Origin of the sequence: Pseudoalteromonas sp. US3C1004 (assembly GCF_048401065.1) — a bacterium.
Taxonomy (GTDB): Bacteria; Pseudomonadota; Gammaproteobacteria; order Enterobacterales; family Alteromonadaceae; genus Pseudoalteromonas; species Pseudoalteromonas undina.
Genome location: NZ_CP183073.1, coordinates 2,460,820 through 2,478,777, shown reverse-complemented (window position 1 = coordinate 2,478,777; position 17,958 = coordinate 2,460,820). Strand labels below are relative to the sequence as shown.

Here is a 17,958-nt window from a genome sequence, read left to right as displayed (position 1 = left end):
AAAGGGATAACAATGAAATTTAAATTATTGGCAACTAGCCTAGCGGTATCGCTGGCCTTAACCGGTTGTGCTATGCAGCAAAGTCAAAACACGCAAACAGCAGCTCAACAAGAACAAGTTAATAAAGCAGATGAGCGTGTTTTTTCACAAGATTACCTAATAGAAGAGCTAGATAACGGCCTACGTGTGATGGTAGTTAAAACCGATTACCCAGATGTAGTATCGCTACAAATACCTGTATCTGTTGGCTCGCGTAATGAAGTGGAAGCAGGTAAAACTGGTTTTGCTCACTTTTTTGAACATATGATGTTTAAAGGCTCTGAAAAGTTTCCGCAAGATGTGTATTCAGATATTTTAAAAAATTCAGGGGTTGATAACCGCGCCTATACAACTAACGATTACACTAACTACCACTTAAATTTTTCAAAACAACATCTTGATAAAGTACTTGAGATTGAAGCTGATATTTTTCAAAACCTAAGCTACACCGAAGAGCAATTTAGAACCGAAGCGCTAACGGTTAAAGGCGAGTACTTAAAAAATAATGCCAGTCCAATTCGTAAATTATTAAGTGCGGTACGCCAAGAAGCGTTCGATAAGCATACCTATAAACACACTACTATGGGCTTTTTTGAAGATATTGAAGCCATGCCAGATCAAATGGCCTACGGTAAAGAGTTTTTTGCTAAGTTTTATAAGCCTGAATATGTATCGCTTGTGATTGTTGGTGATGTTGATCCAAAAGAGACCATGGCGATGGTTAAAAAGCACTGGGGTAACTGGCAAAAAGGTGACTATGTTGCTGATATTCCAAAAGAGCCAACTCAACAAGCGCCAAAATATGTGCATGAGCAAAACGAAGGATTACCTGGTCACTGGTTACTTGTGTCGTATAAAGGGGCTGCATGGGAGCCTCAGAAAAAAGACAGAGCCGCATTAGATTTACTGTCGCAGCTTTATTTTTCGAGCAATTCAGATATTTACCAAGAGCTGGTAGTAGAAAAGCAAATCGCGAGTCAAATGTTTACCTATAATCCTGAAACTAAAGATCCAGGGTTACTGCATGTATTTGTAAAAGTTGAAAATGCCGATGATTTAGCCACAGTGCGTGATGCTATAAACCGTACCTATGCCAAAGCGCGTACCGAGTTGGTTGATAGCCAAAAACTCAGCGATTTAAAGTCTAATCTTAAATACAGCTTTATAAATGGTTTAGATTCATCGCAAGCAATTGCCTCTTCACTTGCCAGCTATATGCATTTTGAGCGCGATCCTGAGGTGATAAACCAACTGTATAAATCAGCAGACAATATCACTAGCGAAGATATTAGAGCCGTTGCAAATAAGTATTTTGTTGATAATGCCCGCACCACAATTACTATGTCAGCACTTGATAAAGCCCCTGGTTTTGAACAAGAAAGCGATTTAGATGCCTTGGTCGCTAAGTATCAGCAAGTACCGAGTAAGCCTATTTTTAAGGTGCTGGATAAAACTAATAGCTCGCCGTTAATCGATATTAACTTATTATTTAATACCGGTGCCGCTGCCGATCCGCAGGGTAAAAAAGGCGTAGCGGCTTTAACTGCCGCAATGCTGGCGCAAGGTGGCTCAACCTCAATGAGTTACAAAGATATTAAAAAGGCAATGTATCCGCTGGCGGGTAGCTTTGGTTATCAAATAGATAAAGAAATGCTGTCGTTCCAAGGGCGTATTCATAAAGATAATGCTGCTCAGTGGTATGCCTTAGTGAGTGAGCAGCTGTTAAGCCCAGGCTTTAGAGAAGATGACTTTAAGCGTCTGAAAAAAGAAATGATCGATGGCATTAAGTCGGGTTTAAAAGCCTCTAATGATGAAGAGTTGGGTAAAGAAGTGCTCTACAGCGTACTTTATAAAGGTCACCCTTATGAAAGCTATAACTACGGTGACTTATCAGATTTAGAAGCGCTCACTCTTGATGATGTTAAAGCGTTTTATAATGCTGAACTTACACAAGCTAAACTTACTGTGGGTTTAATTGGTGCCGTGCCTGAAAAACTTAAAGCACAAATGTTAGCTGACTTGGCGACACTTCCAAAAGGCGAACAAAGCCGCTTAACAATCCCTGATGCGCCAGTGCTTGAAGGTCATCATGCAACAATTGTTGAAAAGTCAGCGCAATCAACGGCTGTATCGTTTGGTTTTCCTATTGATACCATTCGTAGCAGCGACGACTGGACTGCATTGTGGTTAGTGCGTTCGTACTTTGGTGAGCATCGTAGTTCTAACAGTTACTTGTACGAACGTATTCGTCAAACCCGTGGTATGAATTACGGTGATTACGCCTACATTGAATACTTCCCTCGAGGTATGTTTCAAACTAAACCGGATGCAAACTTAGGGCGCTCTGAGCAAATATTCCAAGTGTGGCTGCGTTCACTGCGCTCAAACAACGATGCGCATTTTGCTACCCGTACCGCATTATTTGAGCTAGATAAGCTAATTAAAAATGGCATGACTGAGGCTGATTTTGAAGCCACGCGTAACTTTTTAATTAACTTTGTGCCACAAATGGTTGCTAGTCAAAATCGCCAGTTAGGTTATGCGCTAGATAGCGAGTTTTATAACACCGATAGTTTTGTAAACTATGTAACAAACAAGCTTAAAACATTGACTGTTGACGATATAAATCGAGTGATAAAAGACAACCTACAAACTGAGAATATTCACTATGTGTTTGTTACCGGTGATGGTGAAGATATGCAAAAACGTTTAGCAACTATGCAAACCTCGCCTATGGTGTACAACACCGATAAGCCTGCCGAGTTAGTGGCTGAAGATAAGGTAATTGCTAATTATAAATTAGCAATTCCTGCAAAAAATATTGAAGTAGTAAAGGTGGATAAAGTATTTCAATAATTTAAGTTCTTAAATATAAAAAATGCCCCTGTGCCGTAAGCATTGGGGCATTTTTATATTTTATTAGTTACTAACTAATAGTACTGAGGCTGCACCAAGGGCAAAACTAATAACAGAGCTAATAACTAAACCAGCAATAAAACTTTTAGATGGGCTGTTATTGGCATCATTTTGGTTGTTTTCATCAAGCTTAATAAGCTCACCTTGGCGTACTTCAAATACCGCACATAAGGCCATGGTGGTTTCTTTTGAGGCTGCACCTTCTTTTTCTACCCGTTGAATAGTTCGTAAGCTTACATCGCAGGCATCGGCAAGCTGTTGTTGTGTCCAATCGAATGTGTGCCTAAGCGACTTTACCGTTGTAGGGTTTAATTGCATGTCAAAGTTTCCCTACAATTAGCTCTACGACTGTTGCTGTGGTATAGCCAAATACTGCACCACCTAACGCGCAGCCTAGAATAAAAAAAGCCGCTTTTTTAGGATCGCTAGGAAGGCTACTTTGAACTTGCTTGGCAAGCACTTCTTGATCTTTGTAAAGAGTGCATTCAAGTCGTCCTGTCAGTATGTTGAGCATGTCAAATTTCACTTGGTACTGCGAATTTTCAAATTCAAATGTGTGTGAGCTTTTTATATTAACACTGCGTCTGCTGCTAACTAAGTCATCGTTAATATAGACTTCTTCTTTACCTGTGAAGTAGCTTCCAAAACAGGCTATTTGGTTATCGCCATCTTGAAAGTAAAATTTATAACCAAGTTTTTTTGTATTTAATATGTCGTTTTTCATCATCGTTATCCTTGTTGAGTTGATGATGCTAATTTAGCGTTTATTATTATTTTTTACGCCGTCAGCAGTACGCCAGTGGCTATTTTGGCACATGACACACGTGCTGTCATATATTGTTATTTATTGATTTTTATTAACTTATTTTATTTTTGTACAAATGGTTAAACCTGCCTAGCTGTCATATAGTATGGCTTTGAAAAAGTAGTCTAAAAATGAAATTTAACTAGTTATATATAATAACTAGAACAAATAACGAAGGGATTAACACCTAGGCGGCTAAATCCGTTAGAATTAGCGGTAGGCTCTTTGTACTAACTTAAGGCATTATTATGCGTCATGAAATTTGGCAACAGCTTCGTAGTGAAGCAAATGAAGTAGTAACTCGTGAACCCCTTTTAGCGAGCCATGTGTATTCGTGTATTTTAAATCATGAGTGCTTAGGGTCGGCATTGAGTTTTATTGTTGCTAATAAACTAGCTGATGCTGTGGTTTCTGCTTTTACAATCCGTGAGTTGTTTGACCAAGCTTTTGTAAAGTGTGACCGGATGCTGACACATGTTGCTCATGATATTAAAGCGGTAAAAGATCGTGATCCTGCAGCCGAAACCTACCTTACTGTGATTTTAAATTTAAAAGGGTTTCACGCGATTCAAGCACACCGCTTAGCTAACTGCTTATGGCAACAAAACCGTAAAGAGCTTGCACGCTTTATTCAAAGCCGTACCTCAGAGGTGTTTGGGGTTGATATTCACCCTGCCTGTAAAGTAGGCCAAGGCATTATGTTTGACCATGCCACCGGTATTGTAATTGGCGAAACCGCCGTAATTGAAGATAATGTATCTATATTACAATCGGTTACATTAGGTGGTACGGGTAACGAGCAAGGTGATCGCCATCCTAAAATCAGAGCGGGCGTACTTATTGGTGCGGGCGCTAAAGTGTTGGGTAATATTGAAGTGGGCGAGGGCGCACGTATTGGTGCAGGCTCTGTGGTACTAAGCCCTGTGCCGCCTCACACAACTGCTGTTGGCGTACCTGCAAAAATTATTGGTCGTCCTGATTGTGAGTGCCCGGCAGAAAGTATGAACCAAAACTTTTTAGAATACCCCGAGCCAGAAAACGAATCGCACACCAGTGCAATGCTTTAATTTTTGAGTACCTAGAAATGATATATAAAAGTAACCTTGTGGCTATGCTGCTCTGTTTTTCTTCAGGCGTGGCATTAGCAAGTGGTTACTTTTTGTTTTTTAAAGATTCCACTCGTGTTTCCTCAGCGCCCAAACAAGCTGTAATCTCTTCGGCTAACACTCAAGTCAATAATCAGCCAACTACTTTGCAAGGTCTTGTGCAGGTTAATAAAGCCCAAGAGGCTGATCAACAAACTCAGCTAGCACAACATGTGGTTGAGCTTAATCAGCGGCTTGAAAAAAAATCAATCCAGCTTAAGCAGTCTCAACAACAGTTAAAGTTAAATCAATCAGAAAGTGTAGAGCTTGATGATGAGCTCGCAATACAGTTTGAACAAGAGGCTGATAATCTCGAATGGAGTTACGAGCTTGAAGTCGCGTTAACTGACTTTTTAATTATTAATGAGTTTGCAGATAGCGCTGAGCTTACAGCGCTAAAGTGTAAGCAAACAATTTGTAAGTTTGAGCTTACCATTAACCAACATGCCGTTAATTATGGAGCTAAATTATGGCGCGAGCTAAACGATAAGCTTCATCTTGAACCTTGGTGGCAGCAATTTAAACTCAGTGCATCTCAATCTAACGATGCCCGTATTGAGTTTACTGTTAGTACGCAAGGCTAGCGCTTAGCAATATGGCTAAGCTTCTACCTTTGAAATAACCTGGCCATCTACTAACTCAGTGATCAACACATCACCCACTTTTACATCTTCCACTGATTTAACCACTTTATTTTCTGTTGTTTTAGTAATGCTGTAACCGCGCGCTAATACATTAAGAGGGCTAACCGAACCAAGCCGACTTGCTTGTAAGGCAAGCGTATTATTTGCGTGTTGTAGTTGCTGCTGCATCGCTTGGTGTAACCTTGCATGTAGTTGTGCTAACTGATGGTTTGCATTTGCTAACTTTTTATCTGGTGATTGGCGCATTAGGCGTGGAGTTAAATTAGCTAACACGCGTTCTTGCTTGTATAAACGCTGACGCATTGCCTGTTGCAGTGCAATACTCAGCTCATCTAAGCGTTGTGATTTTTGGTTTAGCTGATTGCGCGGGTGGCATAAATTTAAGCGGTGCTGCAACTGTATGGCTAGTGCGCGTTTATCGGCAATGTCGTGTTTAAATGCATTCGCTAAACGGCTAATTAACTGATTAACCCTATTATGTAGCTCTTGTGTATTGGGGCTTACGAGCTCTGCGGCTGCAGAAGGAGTTGCTGCACGTACATCAGCAACGTAATCGCTAATCGTGGTGTCTATTTCATGGCCAACAGCGCTCACAATGGGTAGTGCGCTTTGATAAATAGCGCGAGCAAGGTGCTCATGGTTAAAGCACCATAAATCCTCTAATGAACCACCGCCGCGCCCGAGTATAATAACGTCGACCTCATTACGTAAATTTGCCAGCTCTATTTGCTTTATTAAATGGCCATGCGCTTCTTTGCCTTGCACCATCGCAGGATAAATAACGACTTCTAATTGCGGCGCACGACGTTTTAGTACTGTTAAAATATCTTTAATTGCGGCGCCTGTAGGTGAGGTGATCACCCCTATGCGATTTATGTTTTGGGGTAGGGGTTTTTTATAAGCGGAGCTAAATAAGCCCTCTGCAGCCAAACGCATTTTTAGCGCGTCAAACTCTTGCTTAAGTTGCCCTTCGCCGGCAGGCTCCATATGTTCAACAATAAGCTGGTAGTCACCACGGGGTTCGTACAAAGATACACGTGCTTTAACGGTTACTTGTGCGCCGTTAATTGGTCGGTAACTTTGGTTGCGATTATTGCCTCGCCACATGGCGGCTTTAATTTGCGCTTTATCGTCTTTTAACGAAAAATACCAATGCCCAGAAGCAGGCGCAATAAAGTTAGAAATTTCACCTGTGAGTATTAAAGACGCAAAACCTTGTTCAAGTAAGGCACGTATTTCACGATTAAGGCGAGATACGGTATAAACCGTTTGCGAGGGCTTAGAAAACATAAAAACTACCAAAAAACATTTATAAATCTAGCTTATCATAAATAAATACAAAATATTATTTACTAGTGCCTACAACGCTGTTAAAATTTGGCCGCAATTCCTTATCTTAGATCCACATGTGAGAAGTTGCCAAAATGCTTAGAATCGCTAAAGAAGCTCTTACCTTTGATGACGTACTTTTAGTACCTGGTCATTCTACTGTTTTGCCACACACGGCAAATATTTCAACTCGCTTAACGCGTGGTATCAAACTTAACTTGCCGCTCATTTCAGCATCTATGGATACTGTTACAGAAGCTCGTTTAGCTATTGCCCTCGCGCAGGAAGGTGGTCTTGGTTTTATTCATAAAAACATGACCATTGCAGAACAAGCGAAAAATGTTCGTAAAGTTAAAACCTATGAAGCAGGTATTGTTTCATACCCTGTTACAGTAACGGCCGATCTGACTATTGCAGATGCTGTTGAATTGTCTCAGGAAAAGGGATTCTCAGGTTTTCCGGTCACCGATAGCGAAAATAACCTTGTAGGTATTGTAACTAGTCGTGATATGCGCTTTGAAACTAAGCTTGAACAGCCGGTTTCAACAGTGATGACGAAAAAAGAAAACCTAGTAACGGTTAAAGAGGGAACTGCTCGCGAAGATATCTTAAGCTTAATGCACGAACACCGCATTGAGAAGATTCTTGTGGTTGATGATGCGTTTAAACTTAAAGGCATGATCACCGTAAAAGATTACCAAAAAGCACAAGACAAACCAGATGCATGTAAAGACGAGCAAGGCCGTTTACGTGTAGGTGCTGCGGTAGGTGTTGGCGCAGGTACTGATGAGCGTATTGCTGCATTAGTTGAAGCCGGTGTTGATGTACTACTAATCGATACTTCTCATGGTCACTCTCAAGGTGTTATTGACCGTGTTGCAGCGACTCGTCAAGCTTACCCTGATTTACAAATTGTTGCGGGTAACGTGGCAACTGCCGAAGGTGCTATTGCCCTTGCAGATGCTGGTGTTGATGCTGTTAAAGTAGGTATCGGCCCAGGTTCTATTTGTACTACACGTATTGTTACTGGTTGTGGTGTACCACAAATAACAGCCATTTCAGATGCGGTTGAAGGCCTTAAAGGTCGCGATATTCCAGTGATTGCCGATGGCGGTATTCGTTTTTCTGGTGATATTGTAAAAGCATTGGTTGCGGGTGCATCGTGTGTAATGGTTGGCTCTATGCTTGCGGGTACTGAAGAAGCACCAGGTGAAGTTGAACTTTATCAAGGTCGCTACTACAAGTCTTACCGTGGTATGGGTAGCCTAGGTGCGATGGATCAAAAAGAAGGTTCATCAGATCGCTACTTCCAAAAATCAAACCAAGCTGACAAGTTAGTACCTGAAGGCATTGAAGGTCGTGTTGCTTATAAAGGGCCAATTGCGACAATTATTCACCAACAAGTGGGTGGTCTTCGCAGTGCAATGGGCTTAACCGGTTGTGCCACAATCGAAGAGTTAAACACTAAACCACAGTTTGTACGTGTAACTTCTGCTGGTATGGGTGAGTCGCATGTTCATGATGTGCAAATCACTAAAGAAGCACCGAACTACCGTTTAGGCTAATCAGCCTTAACAACTTGAAATAAGTGGGCTAACCTTTGTTAGCCCTAATATAGTCACACAGCTTAAGCTGGTGGCGTTTAGCACCTGACTTTACGAGATACTTCATGAGCAAAGACATTCACGATTCACGAATCCTCATTTTAGATTTTGGTTCACAATACACGCAGTTAATCGCCCGTCGCGTACGCGAAATTGGTGTTTATTGTGAGCTTTGGGCTTGGGATGTAACCGAAGAGCAAATTCGCGAGTTTAACCCACAAGGTATTATCCTTTCTGGTGGCCCAGAATCAACTACGCTTGAAAACAGCCCGCGTGCTCCTGAGTATGTATTTAATGCAGGCGTTCCAGTACTTGGTATTTGTTACGGTATGCAAACTATGGCAACACAGCTTGGCGGCCGTGTACATAGCTCAGATAAAAAAGAATTTGGTTACGCACAAGTTGAAAAAGTGGGTAACTGTGCATTATTTGATGCCATTGAAGATCATATTACTGATGGCGGCAATGGTGTACTAGATGTGTGGATGAGCCACGGTGATAAAGTAATGGAAATTCCAGATACTTTTAATACCACAGCTAAAACATCTACTTGTCCGCATGCGGCAATGTCTAACGAAGAAAAACGCTTTTACGGTGTACAATTTCACCCAGAAGTAACACACACACATCAAGGTCAACGTTTACTAGAGCGTTTTGCTATTGATATTTGTGGTTGTGAAAAATTATGGACGCCGGCAAAAATCATTGATGACGCCATTGAGCGTATCAAAGAAACAGTAGGCGACGACGAAGTTATTTTAGGCTTATCAGGCGGTGTAGATTCATCGGTTGTAGCTATGCTTATTCACCGTGCTATTGGTGAACGACTAACCTGTGTATTTGTTGATAACGGGCTACTTCGTTTAAACGAAGGCCAGCAAGTTATGGATATGTTTGGCAATAAGTTTGGCTTAAACATTGTTAAAGTAGATGCCGAAGATCAATTTTTAAATGACTTAGCAGGTAAATCAGACCCAGAAGATAAACGTAAAGCCATTGGCCACACGTTTATTAATGTATTTGATGAGCAAGCTAAAAAGCTTAAAAACGCAAAATGGTTAGGCCAAGGTACAATTTACCCTGACGTAATCGAATCAGCGGCCTCAGCGACTGGTAAAGCGCACGTAATTAAATCGCACCATAATGTGGGCGGCTTACCAGATGATATGCAAATGGGCTTAGTAGAGCCATTACGTGAGTTATTTAAAGATGAAGTACGTAAAATTGGTTTAGAGCTAGGTTTACCGTACGACATGCTTTACCGCCACCCATTCCCAGGGCCTGGTTTAGGTGTGCGTGTACTTGGCGAAATCAAAAAAGAGTACTGTGATTTATTACGCCGCGCTGATGCTATTTTCATTGAAGAGCTTCACAAAGCAGAGCTTTACCATAAAGTAAGCCAAGCGTTTACTGTATTCTTACCGGTTAAGTCGGTAGGGGTTATGGGTGATGCACGTAAGTACGATTGGGTTGTTTCACTTCGTTGTGTAGAAACCATCGACTTTATGACTGCGCGTTGGTCACATTTACCGTATGAGTTCTTAGGTGTGGTTTCAAACCGTATCATTAATGAAATCGACGGTATCTCACGTGTTGTTTATGATATTTCAGGTAAACCACCTGCAACTATCGAGTGGGAATAATTGTATGCTGCAAGCCATTAATTTAATGGCTTGCTTTTTTCTTATTGAGCTCAACTTTTTAATCACCATCCAACCACAAAAACACCCAGCTAAACACCTCTAAGCAAAACCTTATCAAAAAAGTCACGCTTGTAGCAGCGTAAAAATAACAATTTAAACTTTCATAGCATTAAATAAGCTCAGTAAACTGCGGTTATAGACATTGTAAAAAGAGCTGCTAAATTAAAAAACAGTTCTATACTATAAATAAAATCAAACAACTCAGGTATGAGAATATAATTTTGTCCCTATTTGCAGTTTAAACTCTCCCGTTGCAACTAGCTAAAAATTAATAAAAAAAATGTATTAATACAGGGTAAGAGTAAAAGCGTTTTTATTGGAGGAGGGGATTGTTAAATACCATCCTAAACCTTTGATAGTTTCTTATTAGGTCGCAATTTGATATAGGGTAATGAGGGGTTTTGTGAGAACTGATGAGTCAGCGGTAAATAGGTTCGAAGAGCAAATGCAACTTTTCATCCTTTGGTTGTTGTGTGTGGGTGGATTGTTAACTGCAGCTAGCTTATTTATACTTGAGTTGCCGAATAATACATTGTCATTAATGATAATTGCTGTGTGGGAGTTATGTGCATTAAGCGCTATTGCCTTTAAAAAAATTCGACAACGCTTGTTAACTCTATTGGCTATTTTGATTACCTTGGCTTTTCCCTTTATTATTTTGGTAAATGGTGTTGTCCCAGCTAGTTTAGCTCCGCTGTTTGTGGTGGTGCTAGTGCTCGTCCTAAAGGGTCAAACGCGTATTATCTGCATGTGTATCTTAAATATTACGCCATTAATGTTACTTGCCAATGGTGAGCCCCAAACCACGGCGATTGTGGTACGCGTTGTGTTTAGCACTATCGTTCTTTCCATCTTAATTTATTACCTTCTTAGTAGTTATCAAGCATTAGTCGATAAAACTCAATTGCAATTAGATACAAATGAACGAATATATGGAGTCATTGGGCATGAGTTGCGAACACCCGCTGCAACCATAAAAATGCTAATAGATATTGAGCTTGAGCAAAACTGTTCGAAAAATATTTTAGAGTTGCAGCGGTTATCCAGTCACTTACTATGTGTGTTGGATGATATGAAAACGTCCTCTAGTAGTGCTACCTTAGCTGTGTACAAGAATAATGAAACTATATCGGTTCATGATACCGTTGAACGGGCGATTGAAGGAGTAAAGCCTTTAGCCGAAAAGTATAATTTTATTATTAACTTCTCAGCAAAAAGAGCAGTTACAGAGCATCATATAGGCTCCACTAAAGCTATCTTCCAAATTATTCAGAACTTAATTAAGAATGCGATATTACATAGTGGTGGCAGCACAGTCACTGTAATGAAATCAGCCGAATCCTTAAGCCATGATAAAACCCATTATCGTATTAATGTTATTGATGATGGTAAAGGTATCGATGTTAAATTTCGAGATAAGATGTTTAATGCATTTGAACGTGGCGATACATTGAGTGAAGGTACTGGGCTGGGGCTTAATATCTGCAAGCAAATAGCTAACACTTTGGAGGATGGAGATTTAAGTTATATTAGTAGCGAAAACGGTGGCGCTAATTTTGAGTTAGTCTTTGTTTTGCATAGTGTTGATGAGCATGATGCAGCCTCAGTAAAAGTGGATGATTTCGAATTACTGCAAAACCTAAAAATACTGCTAGTCGAAGATACACCTATGCTGCGTATGATAGCCAGTAAGATCCTTACCCAAAATGGCGCGATAGTGACTGAAGCAGAGGATGGTATTATTGGTTTAAATCAGGCAAGCACAGGCGATTTTGATTTAGTCATCACGGATATCATGATGCCAAATTGTGATGGCTACGAGTTAACTGTTAGACTGCGCGAGCAAGGCTTTGTTAATCCCATTATTGGCGTAACAGGTGCCACAGTTGGCAGCGAAGCTGAACGGTTAATTGCGTGTGGTGCGAATGCGGTTTTGCCTAAGCCACTAACACTTTTGAGTATTACAGAGGAGCTAAAAAAGTTAAAAGTAAATAAAGCTTAAGTGTCTACAGGCAATTACGCAATGGCAAGTTTGAAATCATAACTGCTTTAGTTTTATTCTGAGTGAGCTAAGACGCTACAAGCAATTGAGATTGAATAATATACTAGTTGTTAAAAAGTGAAAAACCATAAATTAGCATGCTAATTCGCCGTTTTGTTTATTTAAAAAGCAAACAAACCAAAAAGTTGAATTTTTACTTTACCTTTGTCAAAAGGTCTTTATAATTCATCGTCATTGCAGGGGCGTAGTTCCAATTGGTAGAACAGCGGTCTCCAAAACCGACGGTTGGGAGTTCGAATCTCTCCGCCCCTGCCATTTCTTCTTTACATCGTTTTGATTACTTCATATATTATTCAACTTACTAATTCCATCGAGTCGTTATGCATTCACGTTACGCATCTGTTTTTGGTATAGAAAAGCTTGAACTTAATCAACACTTTCGCCCAGCTCCGTCAGAGCAGTCAGCTAATTCATCGTTAACACTCTGTGATACGTTAAAAGATGATATTGAGCGTGCGTTTGCGCCTGTAATAATTGACAAGATTGTTAAGTCATCAACTATTGAGTTTAATGAGCAACAATTAGGCTTGCCTGATTCTTCCCTGTCCAGTGCACAAAAACGTGCGTTATGGGCATTAATGAGTGAACACCTTGATACACTTTAAATCGGTTACCGATGAGAATATCAATGAGCTTATGGCCATTGAAACCAGCTGCCACACACATCCTTGGACATTAAAAACAATGCAATCATGTTTGCAGGGACGTTATTTTAATTTAGCGGCGTTCGATGAAGAGCAAATGATAGGTTTTTATATTGGTGAAAAAGCAGGACCCGATTTTACTCTAATGGATATTTGTGTCGCCCCAAGCTTTCAGGGACAAGGATTTGCTCAGCAGTTATTAACGCAGTTTATAGCGTATGGTGAGCAACAAAGCGCCGAAAACTTATTTTTAGAAGTACGCGAATCTAATACGCGGGCGATTGCTTTGTATGAACGAGCAGGCTTTATTGAAATGTCAGTGCGTAAAAATTATTACCCCAGTGACGCACCCAATAAAAACGGCTTTGAAGACGCGATTTTAATGGGCATGGCACTGGGTTTAAATTTTTAACGATTACTTATTAGCGATGGCTTGCTCTATTGCGGCAATAAGTTCTGCAACGTGTTTTTCTCTTTGTGGCATATCATTGCCTTTTAAGCTTTGTTCAACCGCTGAGGCGCTTTGGTAAATTTCATCAAAGTTAAAACAACCAGCGCTGCCTTTAATACTATGGGCAAGGGCGCGTAATGTCTCACAGTCACGGCTGTTATATAGTGCTTTTATCTGTTGTAAATAATCAGGTAAACTTGCTAAATAATTAGCATTTATTTGCTGAAACTTTTCACTCTTCAATAAGCTATCCCACTTGTTTTGGTTATCACGTTCAAGGTGTAAATAGCTGACTAATACATTTTCTAGTGCGTCTTTATCAATGGGTTTGCCCAGCGCTTTATCACAGCCTGCTTCAAGGTAAGTATCAATATCATGATTCATCACATTCGCGGTCAGAGCGATAATTGGGCCATCATAGGCCGCATCTCTGAGCATTTTAGTTGCTTCTAAGCCGCCCATAACCGGCATTTGCATATCCATGATTATAAGCTGGTAGTCGTTTACCAACGCCATTTCTACAGCTTGTGCACCATTGTTGGCTATATCGGGCTCTAATCCCCATGTTTGTAATAGCAATTTAATCAGTAACTGATTATCGGGGTTATCTTCTGCTACCAAAATATGCGCATCAAAGCTGTTGCTTGCAAAAGATAGCTGCGGATCCTTTTCTGGTGTTAGTTGAGAATGCTCGGTTAATAATAAATTGCCGCCAAGGCTATTATGCAAATGGCAATCTATATCGATGGTAAAGCAACTACCCACACCCACCTCACTGGTTACACTTACATCACCACCTAGTAACTGAGCTAAGTTTTTTGAAATACATAGCCCTAATCCCGTACCACCAAACCGACGTGTCGTTGTAGCATCGGCTTGCTCAAATGGCGTAAATAATCGTTTTATTTGGTTTGACGACATACCAATGCCGGTATCTTCAATAACAAAGGTAAGCGTTTTTGGTGCTTGGTATTTAGCGGTTATTGTAACCTGACCTTGCTCAGTGAATTTAACCGCATTACTGGCAATATTAATCAGTATTTGTTTTAAGCGAGTAATATCACTATTAATAGTATGTGGTAGCGGAAGTGCATAATTAATTGTAAATGACAGCTGCTTCTCTTGTGCTAGAGGTTTAATGATTGATTCAACATCATGAATAAGTTGTACAACATTTAACGGCGTTTGCTCAACCGCGAGTTTTTCGGCTTCAATTTTTGAAAGATCGAGAATGTTATTAATAAGCTCTAACAAATGTTTTGAGTTACGTAGAATAGTACCTAAATGATGTTTGTCATTGGTTGGTTTTTCGCTATGCAGTAGTTGCTCTGTAAATCCCATAATGGCTGTAAGCGGAGTGCGAATTTCATGACTCATATTGGCTAAAAAGCGGCTTTTAAGCTGGTTTGCTTGCTCTGCTTGGGCGATGGCGGTTTCAAGCTTACTGTTCATCGACTCAAGCGCCTTAGTCCGACTTTCTACTTTGTCTTCTAAGTGATGCTTATATTCTTCTAGTTGCTGTTGATAATGTTTAATTTGGTTAATCATGTGATTAAAGTCGTTAAACAGTATTCCTACTTCATCTGTAGTATATGCAGGGAGCGTAACAGAGAGGTCGCCATCACCAACGCGATGACTTGCTTCACCTAATAACTCTATTGGGTTAAGCAGTAAATTACGCACCACAATAAAAATTAAGATTGGTAGGGTGATCACAGAAATAATAACAATTAGCCCGGTGATCACACTAATTGCTTTGCCTGACTGATACAATACTGCTTTTGGAATGGTCGATACATAATAGTAGCCGCCACTCATTTGGGCTGCAAAAATCAGTCGCTCTATTTTATCAACACTTGAAAGTTCAATGGTTGATAAGCTACCTATATCCGCTAAATCGTTAATTTTATTTAGTTCATACTCGCTGACATAGTGGCCACGCATTTTATAATCGGAGCTAAATAAAATTTTACCATCGTTGGCCAGTAACAAATTTAAGGTGTTGTTATAAGGCGCTTCTAAAATGCTGGTGTTTAAAATAGAAGGGTCGACTTTAAGAATAATAAAGCCTAGCTGTTGTGGGCGTTTTAAATAATAGTCGACGCTATATATGCGCTGTACAAAGTATAAGTTGGTGGTGCCATCTTCTTTTTGCACCATAAACTGCTGCTGGCTTAAATTACTTTGTTTTACTTGATCAAAAAATGGGTAGGATTTGGGCGCTACGGTTAAATTACTGGAGTAATAGGCGTCACTTTTACCGGTTTTTGAGACTAAGTTAATACTAATAATGTCAGGGTAGGCTTCACTGTAACTGGCAAATACGTCCATTAACGCGCCAAGGCGATAGGTATAGCTGGCGTCTTCAAATAAATCTTTAGCTAAAAAGTCACTTAGTACCGGTGAAGCAGAGAGTAACTTAGCCGTTGCATGAAAAGAATCGATATAGTTGAATACTTTTTGCTGTTGTTGTTCTACAAAGCGACTCATAATCAAGTCGGCCTGCTTTTGCGTAGAGTTGGTCACATTAGTGAGCGTAAAGCCCCCTAAAAATAACAATGGCAGTATAACCAGTGGAGTTATATACCATAATAATCGAATACTTAGCTTACTGGTTTTCATTACCCAACATCAAATCCTCCATGTAATCGACCAATAATATGATTTACAGCCCTATTACTCAAGCTTGGTGTTAAGTTAGTGGGCAATTTATAGCGTTATTGTTAATAATCGCTGAAAACACCAAACTTAAAAAAGATCCGTTAATAACCAACCATTGATTGTTTATAAAGCCAAGATCAGCGAAAATAGTCTTTAATTACGATTAACTTAACGGATAGCGTCACAAGAGCTAATTTGGGTTCTTGTTGGGGTATGTTGAGCTTTAGAGGTTAGCTTGTTTTTAGCCTTGAAAGCTCAGCATACTAAAATACAAATACATCCGTATATCAACTAAAAGAACCTTTTTAATGGCAGACCAAAATCTCCTTAGCGAAATTAATAAACGCCGTACCTTTGCGATCATCTCGCATCCGGATGCGGGTAAAACCACTATCACTGAAAAAGTATTGTTGTTCGGACAAGCAATTCAAAAAGCTGGAACAGTAAAAGGCCGTGGCTCTAATCAGCATGCTAAGTCTGATTGGATGGAAATGGAAAAAGAGCGTGGTATATCTGTTACTACCTCTGTAATGCAATTTCCTTATAACAATGCGTTAGTTAATTTACTTGATACCCCAGGACACGAAGACTTCTCTGAAGATACATACCGAACTTTAACCGCGGTAGATTCGTGTTTAATGGTAATTGATGCTGCTAAAGGTGTAGAAGAACGTACCCGTAAGCTAATGGAAGTAACACGCCTGCGTACCACGCCTATTGTTACCTTTATGAATAAATGTGACCGTGATATTCGCGACCCAATGGAACTACTCGACGAAGTAGAAACAGAGCTAAATATTGCCTGTGCACCTGTTACTTGGCCAATTGGCTGTGGTAAAGAGTTTAAAGGTGTTTACCATATCCATAACGAAGAGACCATTTTATATAAAACAGGTCAAGGTCACACTATTCAAGAAGTACGCAGCATTAAAGGGCTCGATAACCCTGAGCTTGACCAAGCCATTGGTGATGAACTTGCAGCCCAGTTACGCGATGAACTAGAGCTAGTTATTGGTGCATCACACGAATTTGATTTAGATCTATTCTTAGCGGGTGAGTTATCGCCTGTGTATTTTGGTACCGCACTTGGTAACTTTGGTGTAGATCATGTTTTAGATGGGTTAACTCAGTGGGCGCCAACCCCATTACCACGTGAGACAGAAGACCGCCAAGTTGTAGCCACAGAAGAAAACTTCACTGGGTTTGTATTTAAAATTCAGGCCAACATGGATCCAAAACACCGTGACCGTATTGCTTTTATGCGTATTGTGTCGGGTAAATATAGCCAAGGCATGAAAATGAATCATGTGCGTATCGGTAAACAAGTCAGTATTTCTGATGCGGTAACCTTTATGGCAGGTGATCGTGAGCGTGCGGCTGATGCTTACGCTGGTGATATTATTGGTTTACATAACCACGGTACGATTCAAATTGGTGATACCTTTACCCAAGGCGAAAAAATTAAGTTTAGCGGTATTCCAAACTTCGCCCCTGAATTGTTCCGCCGTATTCGTCTGCGCGATCCATTAAAACAAAAACAGTTATTAAAAGGATTGGTACAGCTTTCAGAAGAGGGCGCAGTTCAAGTATTCAGACCATTAATTAATAATGACTTAATTGTAGGTGCGGTAGGTGTGTTGCAGTTTGACGTGGTTGTAGCGCGTTTAAAAGCTGAATATAACGTTGATGCAATTTACGAAAGCGTTAATGTAAATACAGCCCGCTGGGTTAGCTGTGATGATGTTAAAAAGTTTGAAGAGTTTAAGCGTAAGTGCGAAAGCAACTTAGCACTCGATGGTGGCGATAATTTAACTTATATCGCGCCGAGTCGTGTAAATCTTAACTTGTCGACTGAGCGTTACCCTGAAGTGACATTTAACCATACGCGTGAAAACTAACACTTAGCCACTAGAATTAACACAAAGCCTGCTTTGGCGGGCTTATAAAGGTAAATA

The 17,958-nt window shown here is 40.2% G+C and carries 13 protein-coding genes and 1 tRNA gene; 10 read left to right on the top strand and 4 right to left on the bottom strand.

Annotation, left to right across the window (positions count from 1 at the left end):
- The first annotated feature begins 12 nt into the window (after positions 1 to 12).
- Positions 13 to 2,895, top strand: a complete 2,883-nt coding sequence (locus ACNSN3_RS11585) for a M16 family metallopeptidase (RefSeq protein ID WP_418607434.1) — start codon at positions 13 to 15, stop codon at positions 2,893 to 2,895.
- Positions 2,896 to 2,958: 63 nt separating this feature from the next.
- Here the strand turns inward: ACNSN3_RS11585 and ACNSN3_RS11580 are convergent, their stop codons facing one another.
- Together ACNSN3_RS11580 and ACNSN3_RS11575 are read right to left on the bottom strand one after the other, a co-directional pair.
- Positions 2,959 to 3,273, bottom strand: coding sequence for a helix-turn-helix transcriptional regulator (locus ACNSN3_RS11580; protein WP_075169747.1), 315 nt, complete (start codon positions 3,271 to 3,273; stop codon positions 2,959 to 2,961).
- Position 3,274: 1 nt separating this feature from the next.
- Entirely contained in the window at positions 3,275 to 3,682 is a 408-nt protein-coding gene (locus ACNSN3_RS11575; protein ID WP_418607432.1) for a hypothetical protein, read from the bottom strand.
- Positions 3,683 to 4,008: 326 nt separating this feature from the next.
- On the opposite strand from ACNSN3_RS11575, the gene cysE reads away from it, so the two are divergent.
- Together cysE and ACNSN3_RS11565 are read left to right on the top strand one after the other, a co-directional pair.
- A complete protein-coding gene (cysE, locus tag ACNSN3_RS11570) occupies positions 4,009 to 4,827 on the top strand; it encodes a serine O-acetyltransferase (RefSeq protein ID WP_010387694.1) in 819 nt (272 codons plus the stop codon).
- 17 nt (positions 4,828 to 4,844) lie between these two features.
- Positions 4,845 to 5,489, top strand: coding sequence for a hypothetical protein (locus ACNSN3_RS11565; protein WP_128583356.1), 645 nt, complete (start codon positions 4,845 to 4,847; stop codon positions 5,487 to 5,489).
- A gap of 15 nt (positions 5,490 to 5,504) precedes the next feature.
- On the opposite strand, the gene xseA is transcribed toward ACNSN3_RS11565, so the two are convergent.
- Positions 5,505 to 6,839 carry an exodeoxyribonuclease VII large subunit gene (gene xseA / locus ACNSN3_RS11560; RefSeq protein ID WP_418607430.1) on the bottom strand — a complete coding sequence of 445 codons (1,335 nt, stop codon included), beginning with the start codon at positions 6,837 to 6,839 and terminating at the stop codon, positions 5,505 to 5,507.
- Between the two features lie 134 nt (positions 6,840 to 6,973).
- Between xseA and guaB the strand changes: the two genes are divergently transcribed.
- The 6 genes from guaB to rimI all read left to right on the top strand — a co-directional run bounded on the left by guaB (position 6,974) and on the right by rimI (position 13,303).
- Complete coding sequence (gene guaB / locus ACNSN3_RS11555; RefSeq protein ID WP_008110278.1) at positions 6,974 to 8,443, top strand: IMP dehydrogenase; 1,470 nt, start codon at positions 6,974 to 6,976, stop codon at positions 8,441 to 8,443.
- 104 nt (positions 8,444 to 8,547) lie between these two features.
- Entirely contained in the window at positions 8,548 to 10,125 is a 1,578-nt protein-coding gene (guaA, locus tag ACNSN3_RS11550; RefSeq protein WP_024602106.1) for a glutamine-hydrolyzing GMP synthase, read from the top strand.
- A 463-nt stretch (positions 10,126 to 10,588) separates the two neighbouring features.
- On the top strand, positions 10,589 to 12,187 hold the full coding sequence (locus tag ACNSN3_RS11545; protein WP_418607428.1) for a response regulator: 1,599 nt from the start codon (positions 10,589 to 10,591) through the stop codon (positions 12,185 to 12,187).
- Between the two features lie 238 nt (positions 12,188 to 12,425).
- A tRNA-Trp gene (locus ACNSN3_RS11540) sits at positions 12,426 to 12,502 on the top strand.
- Between the two features lie 65 nt (positions 12,503 to 12,567).
- Positions 12,568 to 12,852 carry a hypothetical protein gene (locus tag ACNSN3_RS11535; protein ID WP_075169744.1) on the top strand — a complete coding sequence of 95 codons (285 nt, stop codon included), beginning with the start codon at positions 12,568 to 12,570 and terminating at the stop codon, positions 12,850 to 12,852.
- Positions 12,839 to 13,303 (top strand): ribosomal protein S18-alanine N-acetyltransferase, encoded by a 465-nt coding sequence (gene rimI, locus ACNSN3_RS11530; protein WP_418609065.1) that lies wholly within the window; start codon positions 12,839 to 12,841, stop codon positions 13,301 to 13,303. The genes ACNSN3_RS11535 and rimI overlap by 14 nt, the downstream gene beginning before the upstream one ends.
- Positions 13,304 to 13,306: 3 nt before the next feature.
- On the opposite strand, the gene ACNSN3_RS11525 is transcribed toward rimI, so the two are convergent.
- Entirely contained in the window at positions 13,307 to 15,964 is a 2,658-nt protein-coding gene (locus ACNSN3_RS11525; protein ID WP_055013071.1) for an ATP-binding protein, read from the bottom strand.
- Between the two features lie 347 nt (positions 15,965 to 16,311).
- Between ACNSN3_RS11525 and prfC the strand changes: the two genes are divergently transcribed.
- Positions 16,312 to 17,901, top strand: coding sequence for a peptide chain release factor 3 (prfC, locus tag ACNSN3_RS11520; protein ID WP_010387708.1), 1,590 nt, complete (start codon positions 16,312 to 16,314; stop codon positions 17,899 to 17,901).
- Positions 17,902 to 17,958 lie beyond the last annotated feature (57 nt).